Source organism: Chryseobacterium sp. PMSZPI (assembly GCF_002835665.1).
GTDB lineage: Bacteria > Bacteroidota > Bacteroidia > Flavobacteriales > Weeksellaceae > Chryseobacterium.
In genome coordinates this window covers 126,003-149,507 of sequence record NZ_PIZV01000074.1, presented here as the reverse complement: position 1 = coordinate 149,507, position 23,505 = coordinate 126,003, and the positions used below count along the sequence as shown (strand labels likewise).

The window sequence follows — 23,505 nt, the reverse complement described above, 5'->3', positions numbered from 1 at the left end:
CGAAATCAAATATTTCGGTGAGCTTTTTGAAATGGAAGATAAGAAAGAAGGAGTGACTGCTTTCCTTGAGAAAAGAAAGCCCAACTTCTAACCTTTCAAAAGCTTTTAATCCAAATTATTTCGAAAAACTAATGCTGCGGTATGAATAAGTTTGACAAGGCTTATCTAAAAATGGCCCAGGAATGGGCAAAACTCTCCTACTGTAAGAGAAAACAGGTAGGAGCTCTTATCGTAAAAGATAGGATGATTATTTCAGATGGTTACAACGGAACTCCTTCGGGGTTTGAAAATTGTTGTGAAGATGCGAACGGAAAAACACACTGGTATGTATTGCATGCCGAAGCTAATGCCATATTAAAACTGGCTGCTTCCACTCAATCTGCAAAGGGAGCCACGTTATATTTAACGTTATCTCCTTGTAAAGAATGTAGTAAGCTGATCCTGCAAGCAGGAATTACAAGACTAGTGTACATCAATGAGTATTCGGATGACGATGGGATATCGTTCCTGAGAAACCATAACATTGAAATAGAACAAATATCGGACTGTGAACTAAAAAAATAAGCACAAATGACTTGGGATGAAAAGATCAAAGATTTTGAAATATTTCTTCGTTTCGAAAGAAATTTTTCAGAAAATACTCTCGACGCTTATGTTCGGGACATTAAGAAATTAAAAGATTACGCAGAAGAAGATCTGGCAAACGTCGGCCCAGATTCTATCGGTTACGAAAACCTGCAGGAATACATTTTCAATCTTTCAAAACAGAAATTCAGTGAGAGATCACAAGCGAGGTGGATCTCGTCCATAAAAGCTTTCTTTAAATTTCTGCTTGAAGATGAATATCGTGAAGACAATCCCGCAGCGTTACTTGAAGGCCCTAAATTGGGATTATACTTACCTGACACCTTAAGTTTAGCTGATATCAACAGAATTATTGCTGCTATTGAGGTTAATACAGATCTCGGAAAAAGGAACCATTGCATCATTGAAGTACTGTATGGTTGCGGACTTCGCGTTTCTGAATTAATCGACTTGAAGATATCCAATATTAATTTCAAGGAGCAATATATCAAAGTAAACGGAAAGGGAAATAAGATCCGCTTCGTTCCTTTAGCAGATTACACAGCTGAGCTATTGGAAAGTTATATTAAAGAGGTTCGTTCTAAAGGTAAAATCAACAAGAAATATGAAGACACCCTGTTCTTGAACAGCCGTGGAACTTCTATGTCCAGAGTGATTGTATTTCTTATTATCAAAGAACTTACTGACAAAGCAGGGGTTAACAAAAAAATATCTCCACACACATTTAGACATTCTTTTGCTACGCATTTATTGCAGAATGGTGCGGATCTTCGTTTTATTCAAGAGATGCTGGGACACTCCAGTATTACGACAACGGAAATCTATACTCATCTGAAAACAGAAGAATTGAGGGATGTTATTTTAAGTTATCACCCAAGAAATATTAATATTGCTCAATAAAAGGACCTTCCGTCTGATTTTTGAGAAAATAGTTATAAACAGATGAAATTATTGAAATATTGTCCAAGCTGTGGCAAAGAATCTTTAGATTGGGATGGAGAAAAGAAATGGAGCTGCCCCGAATGTGGTTTTACCCTGTATAATAATGTGGCAGGCGCAGTAGCGGTTGTCATCAGATGTGGTGATGAAATCTACCTTACCAGAAGGAATAGAGATCCTAAAAAAGGAAAACTTGATCTGGCCGGAGGGTTTGTTGACCCTAGAGAAAGTGCAGAAGAAACCTGTAGAAGAGAACTTTTTGAAGAACTTCAGCTTGATATTGATATTTCGGCTCTACGATACCTTACAAGCCTTCCTAATGTGTATCAATATAAAGAAATCGATTACAATACGATTGATCTCTTTTATGAATACAATGTATCGGAAAAATTTGAGGTTAACCTTGAGCTTTCAGAAATTTCAGAAGCAGTATGGATTCCTTTAAAGGAACTTCAGCTTGAAGATATTGCTTTTGATTCTCAGAAAAGATTTTTCAAGGATTATTTAAAGAAATAATTTTATATATTCTCTCGCAGATATTGCAGATACGGCAGATTATTAGGGTTTATCCACTGCCTATTTTGTAAAATCTGCGGGAGTTTTTTTATGTTTAAAAACAATTTCCCCACAGATTTCACGAATTACACAGATGCATATTATATAAGCTCAGTGATGAATCTCTGAAATTTGTGGGAAATATATTTTGGATATCTATATAATGAGATTCTTCCTTCGTCAGAATGACAACACTATAAAAATATGGATAAAAACTATATTTTAGATTAATATGTTTTTGATTTCAGCATTTCATCAAAATACTGAATAAGCAAGGTTCTTTCTGCCTGTGAAAGGTTAGCTTCTTTATGATAAACAATATATCCGGGTAATGGCATTGTTTTATGTTTAAGAGCCTCCATGGATCTATCAAGCATATTCTCCTTCAATTCTTTGTTATAAGTTCCCCAAATGGAAAAATTAAGATGTGCTCTTCCTTCGTTTACATGGCTTTTTACAGACCATGAAACAGGGGCAATAAAGGCATATTTCGGATAAACCGTCTCATTGGAGTGACAATCATAACATGCATTTTTAATCAATGATTTTACCTTTTCCGGTGTTTTCTTTGCATCTACAAAATTTACGGCATGATCTACCGGCTTATTCACTCTATCGATTGGAATAAACTGGATCAGAGCAAAACCAACCAAAATCCAAAAGATAATTTTCTTTGCCTTCTTCATAAGCTTATTTTACAGGTGTTAGAACTGCATTATTAAGTTTTAATTCTTTTTTTATTGGTTGCTCCGTGGTTTCTTTTTTATCTACAGAAGGAGTACTTGTATTTGGAGTCACAGGAGAAGTTCCTCCTTTAGGACTATCTAATGTTCTTGTATCATGCAGATCCCAATCTTCATTAGTTTCCCACAACCCCCTTATAATGACTTTTTTATAGAAAATATAAGCATCTTCAGCAAAGATTTCATGGGCGAAGTCTGCTTCATCCCAGAATTTGTTTCCATTATTATCCACCAGGATTCTTACAATATATTCCTCAGGTTTCAAAATATCGAATTTCACCTTATCTCCTTGTGTATATTTTTGATAAATTACCTTACCTGAAGAATCAAGAAGCTGGATCCAGTATTTACCTGTCGGAGCATTCGAAAGAGTAAATGCCAGGCTTCCGAATTGATCTATTTTAGCAACATCAAAATCAAAACGTTTTGCTTGTGTATTTTTAGCATAGAAAGAAGAGACTGTCTTACTAGGTATTAAAAGTTGATAGTTTTTTCCGGTAACAAAATCAGATTTCACCTGTATCTGATAAGGATTTGTTTCTGATATTTTAGCTGTAAATGGTAATGTATTTAAGCTATCTCCTTTTACAGTCAACCTCCAACTTGTAGGATCTATTTTATCGATGAAATAATTAGAGGATAATTTAAAGTCAGATTGTGGAGCGAGCGAACCTCCTCCGTTATCACTGTTGATATCCATTACATCTTTCTTATTAAACTTGTAAAATAAGGAAACATTGTAAATACTATCTTTTTTCGGACCCATATTATGACTGAAAACTAATTTCTCGGTAGTTTCCTGTCCAACATTATTTTTCACAGCATCAAACCAGATTCTGACTGAATCGGATTTCGGAGCATGAGTGATTTTAACATCTTTAAGCTTATCATTTAACGATTGAACTTTTACCTCAGCAGGGTTTCCTTCAAAAGTCATTAAAACTCCACCCGGAGCTTCTTTCATTTCTGAATATTTCAAAGGCTTTTTAGAAGGATAAACTTTTAAATTCAATCCTGAAATAGATTTTTCTATATTGAGAGGATCCTTTTGAAATCCTATTTTCTCCTTTCCGGGATCATAAACTGAATTTCCATTCTCATCTTCAAAAGCAATGATTTTATATTTTCCGGGAGTAAGGTAATTTAACTCATAATATCCATCATCATCCACTTTAGTAATATAATAAGGCTTCTGTTTATAGTTCATAGTATCTTTTACCTGATACAGCCCTACGACCAGCTTGTTTTCAGAGCTACTGGATTTCTTTTTAATATCCAGAGCATCTTTTACTTCACCACTGACATACAAATCATCTAATTTTTCTCCAGTAGAAAAGGCAAAGTTGAAGTAACGTAATGGATTAGATTCATTATTATCAACAATAGAGTTTCCAAAGTTGAAATTATATGTAGTATTCGCCTGCAGTGTATCCGACCATTGGATCAAAACAAATTTATTGGCAATTCCGGATGGAAGAATACGTTTGATATTTTTAATCGGTGGAGAAATAATAAGGTTTTTATTGATATCTTTCAACGTAACATACTCATCAAAATCCAAACGGAGTTCGCGAATATCTCTTTTTACATTGATTCTTGTCGTATCAATATTGGAGCTTAAAAATCTAGGCGCTAAAGTATCCTTCGGGCCTCCTACAGGAGATCCAACTCTTGCACAGGAATGTACAAGAAAACAGATAACAAATAATAAAAGAAACCTTTTCATGAAAATGTTTAAGCAAAAATAAACATTATTCTCCAAAAACTTCGTGTCCTGAATTCAAACTATCTTTATTGTCATTCATCACAGACTGAAGTTTATCTTTCTGCAAAGGAAAATCTTCAAATAATCCGGATAGAGCTAATGCAGTATACACTTTATTCGAATATTTGTTTCCAATCGCTACAATGGTCACTTTAGATTTTAAAAGATGGGCAAATACGGAATTGGTACCATGCCACCATCCATTATGATAGGTAAGTTTTTCACCATTATCAAATATTTTCATTCTAAAACCTAATCCATAATTATTCATTCCGGCTTTTTCATTACTGTAGGGAGTGAAAACCATTTGCATCAGCTCAGGCTTTAGGAAATTCTTTGAAAACATAGCCTTTGAAAAATTATATAAATCTCTTGGCGTTGTGTATACATTTTTATCTCCATAAATAAGATCCAATCTGTCTAAAGGATACAATTTGTTTCCACCATAATAAAAAGATTGTGAAGCAGTAGGAATATCTTTTTCCTGGAAAATATAAGTGTGAGTCATTTTCAATGGTGTGAAAACCATTTCTTTCATAGCTTGTGGAAAAGGAGTTTTTGTAACCTTCTCAATTAACAAAGCCAATAATGCAAAATTGGTATTACAGTACATAAATCCTGTATCTGTATCTCTCGACAGTTCAGGTTTATATTTAATAATCATATTCAATACATCCTGATTGGTAATAAACGGCTTTGAAAGTTCTGCCGGTGCCGGCTGTATTTTGGTAATAAAATATTCGTATTTGGGAAGACCACTTCTTTGATCTAATAAAGTTTGTACCGTAACGTTAGGATAAGGAAATCCTGGAAAATATTCTGTAAGGTGATCGGAAAGCTTTATTTTTCCGGCTTCTACCAATTTCATCATTGCCATAGCCGTTAACGTTTTTGAAACCGAAGCGACATGTAATGGTGTATTCTTATCGATAGGCATCTGATGTCCTTCTCTGCCAAAACCTCTATAGTTTTCGTATAAAATTTCGTCTCCTTTTGCCACCAATATTCCACCGCTTAAATCACCTCCTTCCCAGATCTTTTTATAATATTGATCTATATAACCGGCCAATGATTCTTTATTGGATAGCTGACCGTCTGCTTTGGTAAAGACATTACTCAAATCCACATCTCCGTAGTTGGGTAGATTGGTGGTATTCTCTGCTGAAACTTCTTTAGCTTCAGATTTATTTTTACAGGAAAAAAGGGATAAAAAAACAGTTACAATAAGTACAAAATTACGCGTCTTCATGAGATTCAAAAATGAGCGGCAATTTAATAAAACTCGAAAATAAATAATAAATATGAAAGGGATATTATGAATTATTTAACACAAATACTTAAAATAGTAAAATTGAAAAGGCGAAGAAGGCTGAGAAAGCAAAGACGCAACTTCACAATTATGCCTTTCCGTTTTTACCCCTTCAGCCTTCTTTGCTTTCTTCGCTTAGCAATGAGAATTTACAATTTTATCTACAATGAACTGTGCCAGTTTTTCTTTACTTTGATGCGTCCAACCTGCAATATGAGGTGTTACAATTGCCTTTTCGGATTCCAACAGATATTTTAAGTCTTCATTTTCAGCTTCAAGATGTTCGAAAGAAGATTTTTCATATTCCAATACATCCAGACAGGCTCCTCTTATTTTTCCGGATTTTAAAGCCTCAACTAAACTTTCCGTTTTTACATTCTTCCCTCTTGCTGTATTCACAAAATAAAAGTCATTTTTCATATCAGCAATAAACCTTTCATCAATAAGATAATGTGTTTCCTGCGTTAAAGGAATATGTAAACTTACCACCTCTGCAACCTGTTTAAGCTCCTCTAATGTAACCTGTGTTGCAAATTCATCTGAAAGACCGGGAAGAATATCATGAAAAATCACCTTACAACCAAAGCCGGAAAGTCTTTTAGCAGTTGCTTTTCCCATATTTCCATATCCGATAAGTCCAATTGTTTTTCCCAGCAACTCGTCTCCTCTGTTCTCTTCACGTTTCCAAACCCCATTTTTGACCTCCTGGGAAGCAATAAACAATCTATTCATGATTACCAAAAGCATTCCTACAACATGCTCTGCTACTGAATCTCTATTTCCTTCCGGAGAATTGATGAGCTGAATACCTAATTTTTCAGCAACAGGAATATCAATATTTTCCATTCCTGCACCCACTCTTGCAATAAACTTCAGATTCTTTGCTTTCTGAAGGAAGTTTTGATCTAAAGGAATACGGCTTCTGATGATAATTCCGTCATAGTTCTCAATTTTATCACAGACTTCATCGTAAGAGGAAGTAAAATCTTCTTCCAAAATAAAGTTTTTTGCTAAAAGCTGTTCAGTGATTAGGGGATGATTTTTATCTAAAAGGAGTATTTTCATTTTTATTTAAACACGAATTATTTCACAAATAACACAAACTATAAGGTACCGTTGATTACTCTTTTTACTCCATTTTTAAATTGAATGGTATTAAAGTTAACCAACATACCAAGTCTACAATTGCTTAATCGAAGATAGGTAAGTATTTGAGCTAAATGAATATCATTCAATGCTTCTACAGATTTTATTTCTAAAATAAATTTCCTTTCGATCAACAAATCCAGCCGGTAACCAACATCTAATTTAACTTCGTCATAGATTAACGGCATTGGTTTTTGTTTTTCAACAAATAAGCCATTCTTATTAAGCTCATAAAACATACACTCTTCATAAGCACTTTCCAAAAGTCCAGGACCTAAAGTTTTATGAACCAGATAACCTGCTTCGTAAACAATTTTTGATATATCATTTTCTGAAATATCCATCTCACATTTTTTTCATTTTTTGCAGCACAAATCATTTGTGAAAATTTGTGCGGTCATTTGTGTAATTTGTGTTTATTTTTTATCTTTCTTAGAAGCTTGAGGTTCTTCTTGAGGCTCCTGGAATAACTTCTTAAGTTCCACAGATTCCAAAGGTTTCATTCTTCCTGAAAGAATTAATGAAAGTTCTTTTCTACGGAATGCAGCAGCATATCTTTCTTTTTCTTCTTCTGTTTCCGGGATCATATCCGGAATCGGAATCGGACGGTTGAATTCATCTACGGCAACAAAGGTATAAATCCCTGAGTTTGTATGAATTTTTTTCTGATTAATCGGATCATCGGACCATACATCCACATACACCTCCATAGAAGTAGAGAATGCTCGGGAAACTTTAGATTCCAATACCACAACTCCTCCTTCAGGAATCGGATGGTTAAATGAAACATGGTTTACAGAAGCTGTTACTACTCTTCTCTCACAGTGTCTTGCTGCAGAAATAGATGCACATCTGTCCATTTTTGCTAAAAGCTCACCACCAAAAAGGTTTCTTAAAGAATTAGTTTCGTTCGGAAGAACGATATTAGTCATAATGGTCAGGGATTCTGACGCTGTTTTTATTTTTGCCATTTATTCTTAGTGTTGTTTCTGGCAGCCGGAACCGTTTTCGTTCCTTGTACGGCTGGTTTTGCTAATGAATCTTTTTTCAGAGAATCCGAAACCGGTACTGCATGTACCATAACCTTAACGGTGTCTTTTACAATTCTATGGGTAGAAGTTTGTACAGCATTAAAAGATTTCTTTCCAAAAAGGGTTTCTTTTTGGGTAAATACAAAGTAAAGAATCCCCAGAACCGGAATGATTAAAAGGAAAATCCAAAGGATGGATTTATTAAATTTATAATCCTTTTCACGACTTTCGGAAGCCGTTACTTTCTCTCCATTATTGATATCTGAAAATCTGATCTCTTCCAATCCGTAAAAATCAGGACGCCCGGATTCTACTCTATTTCCTTTGAAATGGGTATCTCCCTCTTCAATAAAAACAGTTCCCAGATTTTGAATTTCCAAAACCTGCTCTGCCTGAAGTTTTTTCTTCCAAAAATCAGTCTGAATTTTTAAATCACTTCTGGAAGCTTCTAAAGACATCTGTTTTTGATTGGCTATAAAGGCTGTTAATTCTTCAGACTTCACTTCATAATCAATCGTAAAATCAATCTGGCTGGCCGGAGGTAAAATACTTCCGTTCTCAGAGTTGATAATTGCCTTAGAATTTTTCAGAGAAAACACACCAAAGCCTGGAACTGTGGCAGTTCCGAATTGTTTCAAGTATTCTAAAATGTATGCTGAAATATTCATTTGGTGGCAAATTTATAACTTTTTCATGACTTTTTAAGATATTAATTTGATATAAAAAAAGACTACCGAAGCAGTCTTTTAATTATTTTATATTAAATCAGGTTTACCATTCATTATACCTAATCTCTTTCAAGACAAATTTGAAAATTCCTTTATTTATCTTTTCAACTTTATTTACAATTTTGCCTGTCCTTTGATTATTGAATTTTCCAACTGATTCCAAACATGAAGTTTGTTCCTGCCTGCGAAAAATAATAAGGTGCGCCATCATACACCGCTCCATTGTTAACGTATTTTTTATTGAAAAGATTATTCACCAACAACTTTAGGGCTATATCATTATTGGCAATTTTAAATTGATATTGGGCATTAAAATCTGTGAGAAAATAATCTTTCAATTGAAGATTTTTATCTTCGGTGTTATCCAGATATTGTTTTCCTACGTATTGGTTCATTAAAGCAAACTGGAAGCTCTTTGAAGGATTAAACTTAAGTCCAAGGTTTGCAATAACATCCGGTGAAAAAGAGATTTGAGTATTTCCCAGGTTTCTGATTTCCTTTTTATTGTTGATATTAAAATCCAGATTTCTATTTTGGCTCAAGCTTACATTTCCCGACAATTCCCATTGTTTGGAGAGTTTAGCCAGGGCCCCGATTTCAATCCCTCTTCTGTAGCTCTTCCCTGAGTTTGTTCTGATAAATGCACCTACATTATTCAGTTCTCCATTTAAAACCAACTGGTTAACGTAATACATATAATATAAATTGGCCGTTACCGATAGAATACCAAACTGCTTCTCAATTCCTGCTTCAAAATCGTGGAGTTTTTCAGCTTTCACATTATTATCACTCATCAGATCGTCTCTGTTCGGTTCTCTATGAGCATGAGCATATGAAAGAAAGACTTTTCCGTTTCCGATTTTATAATTCACACCGGCTTTAGGATTGAAGAATAGCCAATTTTTGTCAAGGTTTCCTCCTTCTCCATCTCCTACAGTGATTATTTTGGTGTTATAATCTATATTTCTGATCTGAAGGTCACCAAAGAATTCAAAACGTTCCCCGACTCTCCACAATGCTTTAGCAAAAGCCGCCAATTCATTTTTTACAGAACGATTTCTATAGTACTCATACTCATCAATCTGCGGAAAGTAAACTCCGGTAACATTTCCATAATGTCTGCCATAATATTGGTTAGCCACTGCTCCGAAATTAAGATCAACAGATTCTAATTTTCCGTAAAGCGTTGAAACAATTCCATAGAAATCATTATTTAGCCATTTCTTTCTGATAAAGTCGGAAGATTTGGTGATCTGGCCATTTTCATCAATATTGGGTAAGTTATATCTTGCAAAAGGATCTCCTTGCTTATAATTTTCGTAATACCCTTTTCCCTTAGTATAATGCAACGTAGTTTCCAGATTCCATCTGTCATTGATACCTTGTTCCCAAAGCAATTGATAATGATTTTGTCTGTAATTATCCGTTTCATTATCATAAAAGCCTATGATATTTTTCCAGTCTGCATCATAGATTGCTCCGGAATAATTAAATTTTGGGTCAGTCTCCCATGTTTTTCTATCAATTCCGTTCCAGGCCTGATACGTTTTTTCCTTACCTCCAAAAGCCATAAAACGAATTTTCGTTTTCTTTTCTTCAAATAAGGCTGTAAAGTTATATGAATTCAATTTAGAAGAAGCTCTGTCAATATATCCATCCGATTGAATATGGGTATATCGTCCCATTACAGACAGTCTGTTTTTCCAGAATTTTCCGCTTCCTACTTCCGCTGAATATTTATAAGTATTAAAAGAACCATAGCTATCATCCGTTTTGAAATACATTTTGTCTTCCGGTTCTTTAGAAATTACATTGATACTTGCTCCAAACGCTGAAACTCCGTTATTAGATGTTCCTACTCCTCTTTGAATAACAATTTGAGATGCTGAACTTGTCAAATCCGGAACATTTACAAAGAAGGTTCCCTGACTTTCAGAATCATTATACGGAACGCCATTCATCATCACATTGATTCCTCTACCGGCTACCCCACGAATTCTGAATCCTGTATACCCAACACCATTACCGGCATCTGAAGTAGAGATCACTGAAGTTTGATTTTTTAAGAGAATCGGAAGATCCTGTCCCAGGTTTTTACCATCCAAATCTTTCTGAACATTAATAATTTCCTTTGCAACGGGAAGTCTTTTAGTAAAATTGACCGCATCTATTTCCCTGACACTCAGAGAATCTTTATTTTGAGCCTGGATAAAGGCAACAGAGCCTATGCTAAGCCCTAAAAAAAATAAACCTTTCATTCTATAAATCTTTGACATTTAATGAATAAAAGGGGATCGATAAGATATTATACAAGTTCAGCTCCTGTAGAGCCGACGTCCCTAAACAGCATTACCTGTTCCAGGTTCATTGGGTATAATCTCAGCCTGTTAAAGCACCCCTTTATTTCAATCACAAAATTACAAAAAATATATGAGATGTAGGAAAACAGGATTCATAACTCAAAATGCTGTAAATGTGGTATATGAAAAGGAATAGAACGAATAGAAAATATGACAAAAAATTTGAGTTATTAAAAATATTACTCTATTCCCCATTTCCTAATATGTTTTATTGTGTGCGTCAATGTAATAATATTCTTTTCCGTCTTTTGTCACTTCAAACATCTTACCTAATTTCCAGCTGAAATTTCTTTTGATATTAGAATATTCAAAAGGAATAATAATATTGTTATGCACATCAATCACTCCAAATTTATCATTATTGGACACTACAATCATCGGATTGGAAACATCATCTCCTTCCATAATGTAGAGGTACTGATACTGGGGATAAATCTGAAATTGTCTATAATCCGCCTCATTTACAAATTTTGATTTTTCGATAACTCCGTAAAAGCCATTCAAGACATAAGCTTGAAACAGCTGCTGTTTGTATTCTTCAAATTTACATTTTCCAAAATCCGAATCTTTGAATTGATAGACTCTTTTACCTGTATGATCAATCCTGTAAGAGATCATATCTTTTTCTACTGTCGCATAGTTTTTAGTTCCAAATTTTCTAACTTTTTCATTAGGGGAGTTCAAAAGATTACAATCTTCATAAAAAAATACGGCAATATGATATTCCGGTTGGATAATGAATTTTCCTTTTTGATTAACATATCCGAATTTCCCATCTTTTTTCTTAGGAATCAAAACGGGAAGTTCCTTGTTGATCGTTACTAAATCAGGATTTGTTTTAACCGTTCCATCTCCCTTTTTTATACTGGTTTTCGCAACATTTTTAATAGTAATTTTCTTCACAGCTTTGGTCTGTGATAAAACAAAAACAGAAATAAAAACGCATAAAACATTCAGGATATTTTTCATATTCATCATTTGTCTGCAAAATTACGGCCAAAAATAGAAATTATCAAATTCATATTTATAAAGAATCTAAATAAATTCATTCTCATAAAATAGTAAAATTTCGTAATTTTGGGGAACATTTTGAATTGTTTAATAATTTAAAAAACTTTTAAAAAAGAGTGTAGATTATGCTGACCTTATTGGGTTAATGTTGCATCAACATGCGAGATCTCAAAATGTCATTAATTGTATTTATACAGACCCGTAAAGAACAGCGAATATTCTACCTTTAATATTGAAAGACTTCTATTATGAATATTTATAAGGATTACATTAAAGAGATTGAAGAAAGAAAAAGCCAGGGGCTACATCCAAAGCCAATTGATGGTGCTGAATTACTAAGCGAAATCATCGCACAAATCAAAGACACTGGTAATGCAGATCGAGCAGACTCTCTTAAGTTTTTCATCTACAACACCCTTCCAGGTACGACAAGTGCAGCCGGTGTAAAAGCTAAATTTTTAAAAGAGATCATTCTAGGTGAATCCGTAGTAGAAGAAATCTCACAAGCTTTTGCTTTCGAATTATTATCTCATATGAAAGGAGGTAAATCCATCGAAGTATTATTAGACTTAGCTTTAGGTAACGATATTGCCATTGCTCAACAAGCTGCAGAAGTTCTTAAAACTCAGGTTTTCCTTTATGAAGCGGACACGAACCGTTTAAAAGAGGCATACAACAGCGGAAATGCAATCGCTAAAGAAATTTTAGAAAGCTACGCAAAAGCTGAATTCTTCACTAAACTGCCTGAAGTAGCTGAAGAAATCAAAGTAGTTACTTATATCGCCGGTGAAGGAGACATTTCTACCGATTTGCTTTCTCCGGGTAACCAGGCTCACTCAAGATCAGACCGTGAACTTCACGGTAAATGTATGATTACTCCTGAAGCTCAGGAAGAAATCAAAGCTTTACAGGCACAACATCCTGATGCAAGCGTCATGCTTATCGCCGAAAAAGGAACAATGGGTGTAGGTTCATCCAGAATGTCAGGGGTAAATAACGTGGCTTTATGGACTGGTAAACAAGCGAGTCCTTATGTACCATTTGTAAACATTGCTCCAATTGTAGGAGGAACAAACGGTATTTCTCCAATCTTCCTTACTACAGTTGATGTTACCGGAGGTATTGGTGTTGACCTTAAGAACTGGGTGAAGAAAGTTGACGAAAACGGAAACCCTGTTCGTAACGAAAATGGAGACATCGTTCTTGAAGAGGCTTATTCTGTAGCTACAGGAACTGTTTTAACTATTAATACAAAAGAAAAGAAATTATATAACGGAGATCAGGAACTGATTGACCTTACGAAGTCTTTCACTCCACAAAAGATGGAATTCATCAAGGCTGGAGGATCTTACGCAATCGTATTTGGTAAGAAGTTACAGACATTTGCAGCACAGACTTTAGGAGTAGAAGCTCCGGTTGTTTTTGCTCCATCAAAAGAAATTTCACACGAAGGACAAGGTCTTACAGCCGTTGAAAAAATCTTCAACAGAAACGCTGTAGGAACTACACCAGGAAAAGTATTACATGCTGGTTCTGACGTTCGTGTACAGGTAAACATTGTTGGTTCTCAGGATACGACAGGTCTTATGACTTCTCAGGAGCTTGAATCCATGGCTGCTACTGTAATTTCTCCAGTTGTTGACGGTGCATACCAATCAGGATGCCACACGGCTTCAGTTTGGGATAAAAAAGCTCAGGCTAACATTCCTAAGCTAATGAAATTCATGAACGACTTCGGTTTGATCACAGCTCGTGACCCGAAAGGTGAATACCACTCAATGACTGACGTTATTCACAAAGTTCTTAACGATATCACTGTAGACGAGTGGGCGATCATCATTGGTGGTGACTCTCACACAAGAATGTCTAAAGGTGTTGCTTTCGGAGCTGACTCTGGAACGGTTGCTCTTGCATTAGCGACTGGTGAAGCTTCAATGCCAATCCCGGAATCTGTAAAAGTAACGTTCAAAGGTGAAATGAAGCCTCACATGGATTTCCGTGATGTGGTTCACGCTACTCAGGCTCAGATGTTGAAGCAATTCGGAGGAGAGAACGTATTCCAGGGAAGAATCATTGAGGTTCACATTGGAACTCTTCCTGCTGACCAGGCATTCACATTTACAGACTGGACTGCTGAAATGAAGGCAAAAGCGTCTATCAACATTTCTGAAGACAACACTCTAATCGAATCATTGGAAATTGCTAAAGGCAGAATTCAGATCATGATCGACAAAGGAATGGATAACCACAACAAAGTTCTTCAGGGATTAATTGACAAAGCTAATAAGAGAATTGAAGAGATCAAGTCAGGTGAAAAACCAGCGCTTACTCCAGATGCTAATGCTAAATATTACGCTGAAGTTGTTGTAGATCTTGACGTAATCGTAGAACCTATGATTGCTGACCCGGATGTAAACAATGATGATGTTTCTAAGAGATATACTCACGATACCATCAGAGATCTTTCTTACTATGGTGGTGAGAAAAAAGTAGACCTTAGTTTCGTAGGATCTTGTATGGTTCACAAAGGAGACCTTAAGATCGTTTCTCAGATGTTGAGAAACCTTGAAAAACAAAATGGTAAAGTAGAATTCAGCGCTCCTCTGGTTGTAGCAGCTCCTACTTACAACATTATTGATGAGTTAAAAGCTGAAGGAGATTGGGAATTATTAGAGAAATATTCAGGTTTTGAATTTAATGACAATGCTCCAAAAGGTGAAGCTCGTACACAATATGAAAATGTAATGTACCTTGAGCGTCCTGGATGTAACCTTTGTATGGGTAACCAGGAAAAAGCAGCGAAAGGAGATACTGTTTTAGCTACTTCAACACGTCTTTTCCAAGGAAGAGTTGTAGAAGATTCTGAACGTAAAAAAGGAGAGTCTTTATTGGCTTCAACACCTGTAGTTGTTCTTTCTGCGATCATCGGAAGAATTCCAAGCATCGAAGAATATAAAGCAGCTGTTGAAGGAATTGACCTTACTACTTTTGTACCTTCTATCAAAGAATTAACAAGTACAAGCGCTCACTAATACAATTGAAACATAGGTCGAAAGACTGTTGAAAATTATATGAATGAAAGATTTTAGTCCTTTAAGGATTTAAAATCTTTCGTTCTTTTGTTTAGAATCATTCTATTTTAAGTGAAATACAATTTTTTCCCGAAAAAACCGAGAAAATAGAATCTATTTTTTCTTAAATTGAAAGTGATAAAATCACTTGATTTTAAGATCAAAATTATCCCTGTTTATGGATTATAGGAACGTTTTTTGATGTAAGTAAATTACGTTTTCTCTCTCATACAGGGAAAGTAACCTATTGAAAAAGAATAAAATTACATTAATATGACTTTTGATATTGATATGATCAAAAAGGTATATGAGCGTTACCCGGAAAGAATTGCTGCGGCAAGACAAGTTGTGGGAAAACCTCTTACCCTTTCAGAAAAAATCCTTTATACCCACCTTTGGGAAGGAAATGCAACACAAGCACATGAAAGAGGAAACTCTTATGTAGATTTCGCACCGGACAGAGTTGCCATGCAGGATGCAACAGCACAAATGGCACTTTTACAATTCATGCAGGCAGGAAAATCTAAAGTAGCTGTTCCTTCCACGGCTCACGCGGATCACTTGATCCAGGCAAAAGTAGGCGCTGATAAAGATCTACAGGAAGGTATCAACAAAAACTCTGAAGTATTCAACTTTTTAAGTTCGGTGTGTGATAAATATGGAATTGGATTCTGGAAACCGGGTGCCGGTATCATTCACCAGGTTGTATTGGAAAACTATGCTTTCCCTGGCGGAATGATGATAGGTACAGACTCTCACACGGTAAATGCCGGCGGACTAGGAATGGTTGCTATTGGTGTAGGAGGCGCTGATGCAGTAGACGTAATGGCCGGAATGGCCTGGGAACTTAAAATGCCTAAACTTATCGGTGTTAAATTAACCGGTAAAATGAACGGCTGGACTTCTGCTAAAGATGTTATCTTAAAAGTAGCAGGAATCCTTACCGTAAAAGGAGGAACCGGATGCATCGTAGAATATTTCGGTGAAGGAGCGGAATCTTTATCTGCTACAGGTAAAGGTACCATCTGTAATATGGGAGCCGAAATCGGAGCTACAACTTCTACTTTCGGATATGATGATTCCATGAGAAGATATTTATCAGCAACCGGAAGACAAGATGTTGTAGACGCAGCGGATAAAATTGCCGAACACTTAACAGGTGATGCTGAAGTATATGCTAACCCTGAACAATATTTCGATCAATTAATTGAAATCAACCTTTCAGAATTGACACCTCATTTAAACGGACCTTTCACTCCGGACTTGGCGACTCCAGTTGCTGAATTCAGAGCCAAAGCTGAAGCGAACGGATGGCCATTAGAAGTTGAATGGGCATTGATCGGTTCTTGTACCAACTCTTCATATGAAGATTTATCAAGAGCGGCTTCTATCGTAGAAGATGCTGTATCAAAAGGAGTAAAGCCTAAAGCAATTTTAGGAATTAACCCAGGTTCTGAGCAGGTGAAATTCACAGCGGAAAGAGACGGTTTCTTAGATTCATTCAGAAAATTTGAAAACGCAAGAATCTTTACCAATGCTTGTGGGCCTTGTATCGGACAATGGGACAGAGAAGGGGCTGAAAAAGGAGAGAAAAACTCTATCATCCATTCTTTCAACAGAAACTTTGCAAAAAGGGCTGACGGTAACCCAAATACCCACGCATTCGTAGCTTCTCCAGAAATGGTAGCTGCTGTGGCTATTTCAGGTAGATTAGACTTCAACCCAATTACAGATACTTTAACCAACGAAGCTGGTGAACAGGTAAAATTGGATGAGCCTAAAGGTTTTGAGCTTCCTGCAAAAGGATTTGCTGTAGATGACAATGGTTATCAGGCTCCTTCTGAAGATGGCTCTAAAGTGGTTGTAAACGTAAGTCCTACTTCAGACAGACTTCAGTTGTTAGAAGAATTCCCGGCTTGGGACGGTAAAAATATTACAGGAGCAAAAGTGTTAATCAAAGCTTTTGGAAAATGTACTACAGACCACATTTCTATGGCCGGACCATGGTTGAAATACAGAGGTCACTTAGATAATATTTCCAACAACATGTTAATTGGAGCTGTAAATGCTTACAACATGGAAACCAACCACGTTAAAAATGAATTAACGGGTGAATATGGAGAAGTTCCTGCCGTACAGAGAGCTTATAAAGCTGCTGGCGTTCCAACGATCGTTGTAGGAGACCAAAACTACGGTGAAGGATCTTCAAGAGAGCATGCCGCAATGGAACCTAGACATCTTGGGGTAAAAGCTGTATTGGTAAAATCATTCGCAAGAATCCACGAAACGAACCTTAAGAAACAAGGAATGCTTGGAATTACTTTTGCTAATGAGGCTGACTATGATAAAATCCAGGAAGATGACACCGTTAACTTCTTAGATCTTGATCAGTTTGCTCCAGGAAAACAATTGACATTAGAATTCGTACATAAAGACGGAACTAAAGATATCATCATGGCAAACCATACTTACAACGATCAGCAAATCGATTGGTTCAAAGCCGGATCTGCCCTGAACTTGATTAAACAACAAGAAAAATAAGATTAATTGTTAGATCGATTAATAATAAAAGACGACTTCTTTTGAGGTCGTCTTTTTGTTTTATAATTTTAGTCAAAACATAAAAAGATCTGCTTAATCTCCGAAATCTGTGTGAGAATAATTTCTTAAGATTTCTCGCAGGTTTTGCAAGTTTTGCAGATCGATTATGAAGAAGTAAATCTAAACGTTATAAATATTGAAATCTATAACGTTTGATTGATTGGTAATATTAGTTGATATTCACCTTTTGTTCCGGTTTGTTTTTATCCGGATTTTTGGCTAAGATCACAGTTAGAACACCATTTTCATATTTCGCTGAAATCTGATCATCAAAAACTTTATCTGTCAGCTGAAATCTACGTTCAAACGAACTTACATAAAATTCCTGATAAATGATTTTTGAGTCTGAAACCTTATCTTCCTGAGCGTAAGAGATGATAAGAATCTGATCTTTCACGGATACTTTGAAAAGTTCTTTCTCTAAACCCGCAGCATAAAGCTGTACGGTAAAGTGATCTTCGTTCTCTATAATATTTACAGGCTTATAAGTATTTATTTTTCTATCAAACATTTCTTTAAAAGGATGATTACCTGCCATGAAATGTTCTTTAAATCTTTTTCCGAAGCCATTTCTTCCAAACGGCCCACATTGGCCATGTTTACTAAATGGATTTTGTGTATTATTATCTTGTGTATACATAATTTTAATTATTTGATAGTGTTGTTTTAAACTTGATTATTGTATTGGAATAATGCCCATGTCTTCCTTAGAAATTTGTGAAAAGACAGATTTTTGTTCCGGAAAATCATGGTGATAAGGAAGATATTCAATGTTTTCGTATCTCATTTGTTTTCTACTTCTTTTCCCTACAATTTTTGCGATCAATGTTCCGATTCCGGCTACGACTAATCCAACCAGCAACAGTTTAAAAACTATTGATAAGATGAATAATGCTACTCCTGCCAATAACGTTAGTCCTAATACCCTTGGCAGAATAAATTTTATTTTATCGTTCATTTTATTCTTTATTAGATGTTAATTGTTTATTTGTAAGATAAAGCAAATCCGGATTTACTTTTATAATTGTTTGTACATTCAACTGCTTACATGATACAAGACGAAAGTTCTTTTTATTTTACTTTAAACTTTTTTATTTCAAAAACAACAAACAGCATTTTAAGGCTTAAAATTCCTACTATAAGGGCTTTTTTAAAAGAATATTAATTCTATATCCAACATTTTGTAACAAAATTTATTTTTCAGCGTCTAACTGATTAGTAGTAAAAAACATTATGAAAAAAACTATATTCGCTTTATCTTTGATAAGTTCTGTGTTCGTTTTTTCACAGGAAAAAAGCAATAATCAACCAAAAGAAAAACAAATTGACGGTGTTGTCATCACCAAAACTAAAAAAGCCGTTGAACAAAAAGCTGATCGTACTATTTTTGATTTTTCGGAACAACCTCAGCTTAATAACGGAAATGTTTTAGAAGGTATTAAAAAACTTCCCGGGCTCGTAGCCACAGACATTGCAGGAATGATGTATCAGGGAAAAATGCTGGATGTATATCTTAACGGAAGACCTTTAAATATTACTTCCAATGAGCTAAACTCCTTTCTGGAGGGCATGCCTGCCAATTCCGTCGAAAGAATTGAAGTTGTTACCCAACCAGGCGCAGAGTTTCCTGCCACATCCGGAGGGGCCATCATGAATATTATTACAAATAAAAATGCCAATAAATATTTAACAGCTACTTATTCCGGAAATTATTCGTTTAGCAACTATGATAAGTATAGAAACAGAACAACCAATTCCATCAATCTAAATGCTAGAAATAAACTATTCGGGTGGCAACTAAACGTTGGGCAAAATTATCGTGAAAGTATGATGAATACTCAACAGGATAATCTATTAAATAGTAATACGGATCGATATGGACGAGGTTATTTTGCAAAGTCAGGAGTAACTTTTGAACTGGGACAAGACAGGTTATTATTGAACTACGACATTTATCACAATAATAATGATAACTATACTTTAAGTAAAGGTATTGCTGATATTCTTGCATCTTCTTCAACCATCAGAGAAGCAATATTTGAATCTTCCGATGCTGCCCGCACCAATAGCTTGAGACAGGAAGCAGTGGTAACGTATCAAAAACGTTTTGCAGACAAATCTCAAAAATTGGATTTCCAACTAGGGTATACAAAATCAAATAGCAAATTCTTACAAGATAATTTTTACCGAAAAGGCAATTTTACCGATGATGGAGCTCCTTTCTTCCAACCTGGAGCAAATGATCTTCTCAATAATAAATCGGATATGAGAATTGCCAATTTCAAAGTAGACTATGCACAGCCCATCAAATTACTTGATGGAGGAAAAGTAAGCGCCGGAGGTTTGTATGAGAGACAGGACTATGATACCGAAAGCAAGGGCCTTACAAACCTGGAATATCACAGACAAACAGCCTCTACATACTTAGAATTCCAAGCAAAATTAAAGAAGTTTGATTTTACATTAGGAGCCAGAGCTGAAAACTATGATATTTATGGAATCACAAGAAAAGACAGCTTGGGTACCGTTGTACAAAAAGACCTTGTCCCTTTTAACAAGTTTAAGTTATTCCCTAATGCAAGTGTACAATACAACCTGATGAATCAGGTGTATGTTGCTGCCAATTATAATAGAAAGATCAGTTTACCAAGCATTTCGGCTTTAAACCCGAACAACACAACATTTGCAGGCCCTAATACTCAAATAAGTGGTAATCCTTATCTTCAGCCTACTATTTTCGATAATTATGAGTTGAAAATTTCTGCTTTCGATTATGCATTTATTGGATATAGTGTAAGCTCGGCCAGCAATCAGGTAGCACAGATTATCAGAAAAGAAGGTAAAAATCTTTACAACGAACAGATCAATATCTCCAATATGAAAATCCATAATTTCAATGTTGGACTTCCTGTTCCGTTCCAGATTTTCACGAAATCAATAAGTGAGATTATGAAGTCTAACTTCAATCCTGACAAAATGAATTTCATGTACATTTATGCAGGATACCAGAAACATGACATTGATAACCTCAACAATAAAGGTTTCTGGATATTCAATATCATGACTCAGTTACTTTTACCAAAAGATATTAAATTGACAGCTAATTACAGTTATCTGACTCGCAAAGCAGGATATTTTTATTTTACTGCTGAAAAACCATTTAACAATAACTTAGATATCACTCTGACGAAAAAGTTCATGAACAACCGTCTTACAGTTTCAGTTTTTGCTAATGATATTTTCAATGGTCAAGTGATGCAGGTAAGTTCTAATCCGCCTTCAGGTGAAAGTGTGATGCTTAGATCCAAATATGATTCAAGAAACTTTGGAATTTCTATCAATTATAAAATTCCTACCAAAAATAAACTGGCCAAGGAAGATCCAAACATCTTAAATCAGACGAAAAAAGAGGATAATGGAGGAGTAATGCAGCAAGGTCAATAATAGACTTAAATGATTAATAACCAAAAATGAGGCAGTAATAGTATCACTGCCTCATTTTTATTTTTATTGATTTTATACCGATCACAAAGAGATCTCACACAGATTTAGCTGATAACGCAGATTTTTTCTTCGTAGAACTACAACACATCCACACTAAGATCTGCGAAACCTGTGTGATCTTCGAGAAATAAGAATCTAATCCACTTTAGAACTCTAAGGTTTGAAATCTCCAATTCAACGCATCAATTAAGGTTAACTGATTGACAATTACAGGTATACCTGTAATTATCTTCAAGGTTTGAAGGGCCATCATACTTCCTACAATTCCTGGAAGAGCCCCCAAAACACCAAGACTATCACAATCCGGAATATTTTCATCAAAAGGAGGTTCAGGAAATATATCTCTTAGATTTTTACTTCCTTTATAATTGAAAACAGCTACCTGGCCTGAAAATCCTAAGATACTTCCATATACCAATGTTTTCTTTAATTTTACACAGGTATCATTCACCAGATATCTTGTTGAAAAATTATCAGAACCATCTACAATAATATCATATTGCGAGAGCATTTCTTCAGCGTTCAGCTCATTAACTTTCTGCTCAATTCGAATAAAGTTAACTTGATGATTCAAATTATTTACAAAGACTTCTGCACTTTTCACCTTTAATGTTCCGATTCCATTTTCATTGTGAATCACTTGTCGATTCAGGTTATGAAGCTCAACTTTATCAAAATCTGCTACTGCTAAAGTACCTACACCGGCAGCCGTTAAGTATTGAATAACAGGACTACCCAATCCGCCAGCTCCAATAACAAGGACTTTTGAGGTCATAATTTTCTTTTGCCCTTCCAAACCTATTTCATCAATAAATATCTGTCGACTGTATCTTTTAAAAATATCTTCTTTTTGCATACTTATTCATTGAGCTATTAAGGAACTTTCTTTTATATTACACGCCTAAAGTCTTCAACTTCGCTCAGACTGACATCTCAAAATAAAGCATTTAGTTGTAGTGTTATCACGCTGAGCGAAGTCGAAGCGATTTACCTTAACTTCTTAATCACTCTTAAGGGTTTAATGGTTTTAAAACTTACATCCCACTGTAAACAGAATCCCAATCCTTCATCACGGGATCATATCCTGCTTTTTTAATCATATTTCTAATCTCTTCCATACTTCGATCATCACTGGTTTCAAACTGCTCCAAAGATTCCTGATCTACTGCATATCCACCGGGATTCGTTTTTGACCCTGCACTCATTGCTGTAGCCCCTAATGATACGATATGATTCCTGAATGTTTCATTTTCTCTTGTGGATATTGATATTTCCAAATCTTCATTCCAAATTCTGTAAGCGCATATCAATTGCAGTAAATCTCTATCTTCCATGATAAAGTTGGGTTCTATGATTCCTTCCGCAGGTCTTAATCTTGGAAAAGAAACTGAAAATTTAGTTTTCCAATATTGTTTTTGGAGATAATCGATATGAAGGGCATTGAAAAAGCTATCAACCCTCCAATCTTCCAATCCCAACAAAACTCCAAGACCGATTTTATGAATACCCGCCCTCCCAATCCTATCCGGAGTATCCAAACGAAAATGAAAATTTGACTTTTTACCTTTCGGATGGTATTCTTTATACACATCCTGATGGTAAGTTTCCTGATACACCAATACAGAATGTACTCCCTCTTCATGAAGAAGTTGGTACTCTTCTTCCACTAAGGGCTGTACTTCAATAGAAATATTTGAAAAATGAGGTTTTAATAAACGGACTGCATTCTGAAAATAAGGAACTCCAACAATTTTATTGGCTTCTCCGCTCACTAATAACACATGATTCACCTCCATTGATTTCAGGACTGAAGCTTCAACCATTAATTCTGTATCGGTAAGTGTTTTCCTCTTTAAATTATTATCTAAACTGAATCCACAATAAGTACAGATATTCTGACACTCATTACTGAGGTACAACGGAGCGTATAGTTGAATGGTCTTTCCAAAACGTTTTTGGGTAAGTGATCGCGTCATTTTAGCCATCAGCTCCAATTCCTGAGAAGCTGCCGGTGAAAGCAAAATCAAAAAATCATCAATGGTCTTATGTTTTTTCTGAAGACTATTTCTTACCTCTGATAAACTTATCTTTTTGAGCCTAGCTTTTATCTCATCCCACTGATATTGTTCAAAAACATCTTTAAAGCTGTTCATACCT

Annotated in this window: 19 protein-coding genes and 1 pseudogene; 7 read left to right on the top strand and 13 right to left on the bottom strand. The window is 35.4% G+C overall.

Features of this window, described 5'->3' with window-relative positions:
* From CW752_RS15570 to CW752_RS15555, 4 genes and pseudogenes are all read left to right on the top strand, one after another.
* Positions 1-91 (top strand): annotated as a pseudogene (locus tag CW752_RS15570) (enoyl-CoA hydratase); the annotation flags it as partial.
* A 50-nt stretch (positions 92-141) separates the two neighbouring features.
* Positions 142-564, top strand: coding sequence for a deoxycytidylate deaminase (locus tag CW752_RS15565; protein WP_101240618.1), 423 nt, complete (start codon positions 142-144; stop codon positions 562-564).
* A 6-nt stretch (positions 565-570) separates the two neighbouring features.
* Entirely contained in the window at positions 571-1,485 is a 915-nt protein-coding gene (gene xerD, locus CW752_RS15560; RefSeq protein ID WP_101240617.1) for a site-specific tyrosine recombinase XerD, read from the top strand.
* A 42-nt stretch (positions 1,486-1,527) separates the two neighbouring features.
* On the top strand, positions 1,528-2,040 hold the full coding sequence (locus CW752_RS15555; RefSeq protein WP_101240616.1) for an NUDIX hydrolase: 513 nt from the start codon (positions 1,528-1,530) through the stop codon (positions 2,038-2,040).
* A 266-nt stretch (positions 2,041-2,306) separates the two neighbouring features.
* Here CW752_RS15555 and CW752_RS15550 read toward each other — a convergent pair whose 3' ends face one another.
* From CW752_RS15550 to CW752_RS15510, 9 genes are all read right to left on the bottom strand, one after another.
* Complete coding sequence (locus CW752_RS15550) at positions 2,307-2,765, bottom strand: heme-binding domain-containing protein (RefSeq protein ID WP_101240615.1); 459 nt, start codon at positions 2,763-2,765, stop codon at positions 2,307-2,309.
* 4 nt (positions 2,766-2,769) lie between these two features.
* Entirely contained in the window at positions 2,770-4,548 is a 1,779-nt protein-coding gene (locus CW752_RS15545; RefSeq protein ID WP_101240614.1) for an Ig-like domain-containing protein, read from the bottom strand.
* Positions 4,549-4,573: 25 nt separating this feature from the next.
* Positions 4,574-5,836 carry a serine hydrolase domain-containing protein gene (locus CW752_RS15540; RefSeq protein ID WP_101240613.1) on the bottom strand — a complete coding sequence of 421 codons (1,263 nt, stop codon included), beginning with the start codon at positions 5,834-5,836 and terminating at the stop codon, positions 4,574-4,576.
* A 195-nt stretch (positions 5,837-6,031) separates the two neighbouring features.
* Positions 6,032-6,961, bottom strand: a complete 930-nt coding sequence (locus CW752_RS15535; RefSeq protein ID WP_101240612.1) for a 2-hydroxyacid dehydrogenase — start codon at positions 6,959-6,961, stop codon at positions 6,032-6,034.
* A gap of 38 nt (positions 6,962-6,999) precedes the next feature.
* Positions 7,000-7,380, bottom strand: a complete 381-nt coding sequence (locus CW752_RS15530) for a GxxExxY protein (RefSeq protein WP_101240621.1) — start codon at positions 7,378-7,380, stop codon at positions 7,000-7,002.
* Between the two features lie 78 nt (positions 7,381-7,458).
* Positions 7,459-8,013, bottom strand: a complete 555-nt coding sequence (locus CW752_RS15525) for an acyl-CoA thioesterase (RefSeq protein ID WP_101240611.1) — start codon at positions 8,011-8,013, stop codon at positions 7,459-7,461.
* The gene (locus CW752_RS15520) at positions 8,001-8,741 is read right to left on the bottom strand and encodes a hypothetical protein (RefSeq protein ID WP_101240610.1); all 741 of its coding nucleotides are present in this window, start codon (positions 8,739-8,741) and stop codon (positions 8,001-8,003) included. Before CW752_RS15520 ends, CW752_RS15525 begins: the two co-directional genes overlap by 13 nt.
* A 197-nt stretch (positions 8,742-8,938) precedes the next feature.
* Positions 8,939-11,059, bottom strand: coding sequence for a TonB-dependent receptor (locus CW752_RS15515; protein WP_101240609.1), 2,121 nt, complete (start codon positions 11,057-11,059; stop codon positions 8,939-8,941).
* 300 nt (positions 11,060-11,359) lie between these two features.
* Positions 11,360-12,130: a WG repeat-containing protein gene (locus CW752_RS15510; protein WP_228401809.1), complete on the bottom strand. Its 771-nt coding sequence runs from the start codon at positions 12,128-12,130 to the stop codon at positions 11,360-11,362.
* A 290-nt stretch (positions 12,131-12,420) separates the two neighbouring features.
* Between CW752_RS15510 and CW752_RS15505 the strand changes: the two genes are divergently transcribed.
* Positions 12,421-15,204: a bifunctional aconitate hydratase 2/2-methylisocitrate dehydratase gene (locus CW752_RS15505; protein WP_101240607.1), complete on the top strand. Its 2,784-nt coding sequence runs from the start codon at positions 12,421-12,423 to the stop codon at positions 15,202-15,204.
* Positions 15,205-15,516: 312 nt separating this feature from the next.
* Positions 15,517-17,784 (top strand): aconitate hydratase, encoded by a 2,268-nt coding sequence (locus CW752_RS15500; RefSeq protein ID WP_101240606.1) that lies wholly within the window; start codon positions 15,517-15,519, stop codon positions 17,782-17,784.
* 229 nt (positions 17,785-18,013) lie between these two features.
* On the opposite strand, the gene CW752_RS15495 is transcribed toward CW752_RS15500, so the two are convergent.
* A complete protein-coding gene (locus CW752_RS15495) occupies positions 18,014-18,484 on the bottom strand; it encodes an Hsp20/alpha crystallin family protein (RefSeq protein ID WP_101240605.1) in 471 nt (156 codons plus the stop codon).
* Positions 18,485-18,520: 36 nt separating this feature from the next.
* Complete coding sequence (locus tag CW752_RS15490; RefSeq protein WP_101240604.1) at positions 18,521-18,802, bottom strand: hypothetical protein; 282 nt, start codon at positions 18,800-18,802, stop codon at positions 18,521-18,523.
* A 275-nt stretch (positions 18,803-19,077) separates the two neighbouring features.
* On the opposite strand from CW752_RS15490, the gene CW752_RS15485 reads away from it, so the two are divergent.
* Positions 19,078-21,288: an outer membrane beta-barrel protein gene (locus CW752_RS15485; RefSeq protein ID WP_101240603.1), complete on the top strand. Its 2,211-nt coding sequence runs from the start codon at positions 19,078-19,080 to the stop codon at positions 21,286-21,288.
* 205 nt (positions 21,289-21,493) lie between these two features.
* Here the strand turns inward: CW752_RS15485 and CW752_RS15480 are convergent, their stop codons facing one another.
* A complete protein-coding gene (locus tag CW752_RS15480; protein WP_101240602.1) occupies positions 21,494-22,204 on the bottom strand; it encodes a HesA/MoeB/ThiF family protein in 711 nt (236 codons plus the stop codon).
* A 178-nt stretch (positions 22,205-22,382) separates the two neighbouring features.
* Positions 22,383-23,501, bottom strand: a complete 1,119-nt coding sequence (gene thiH / locus CW752_RS15475) for a 2-iminoacetate synthase ThiH (RefSeq protein WP_101240601.1) — start codon at positions 23,499-23,501, stop codon at positions 22,383-22,385.
* Between the last annotated feature and the right edge of the window lie 4 nt (positions 23,502-23,505).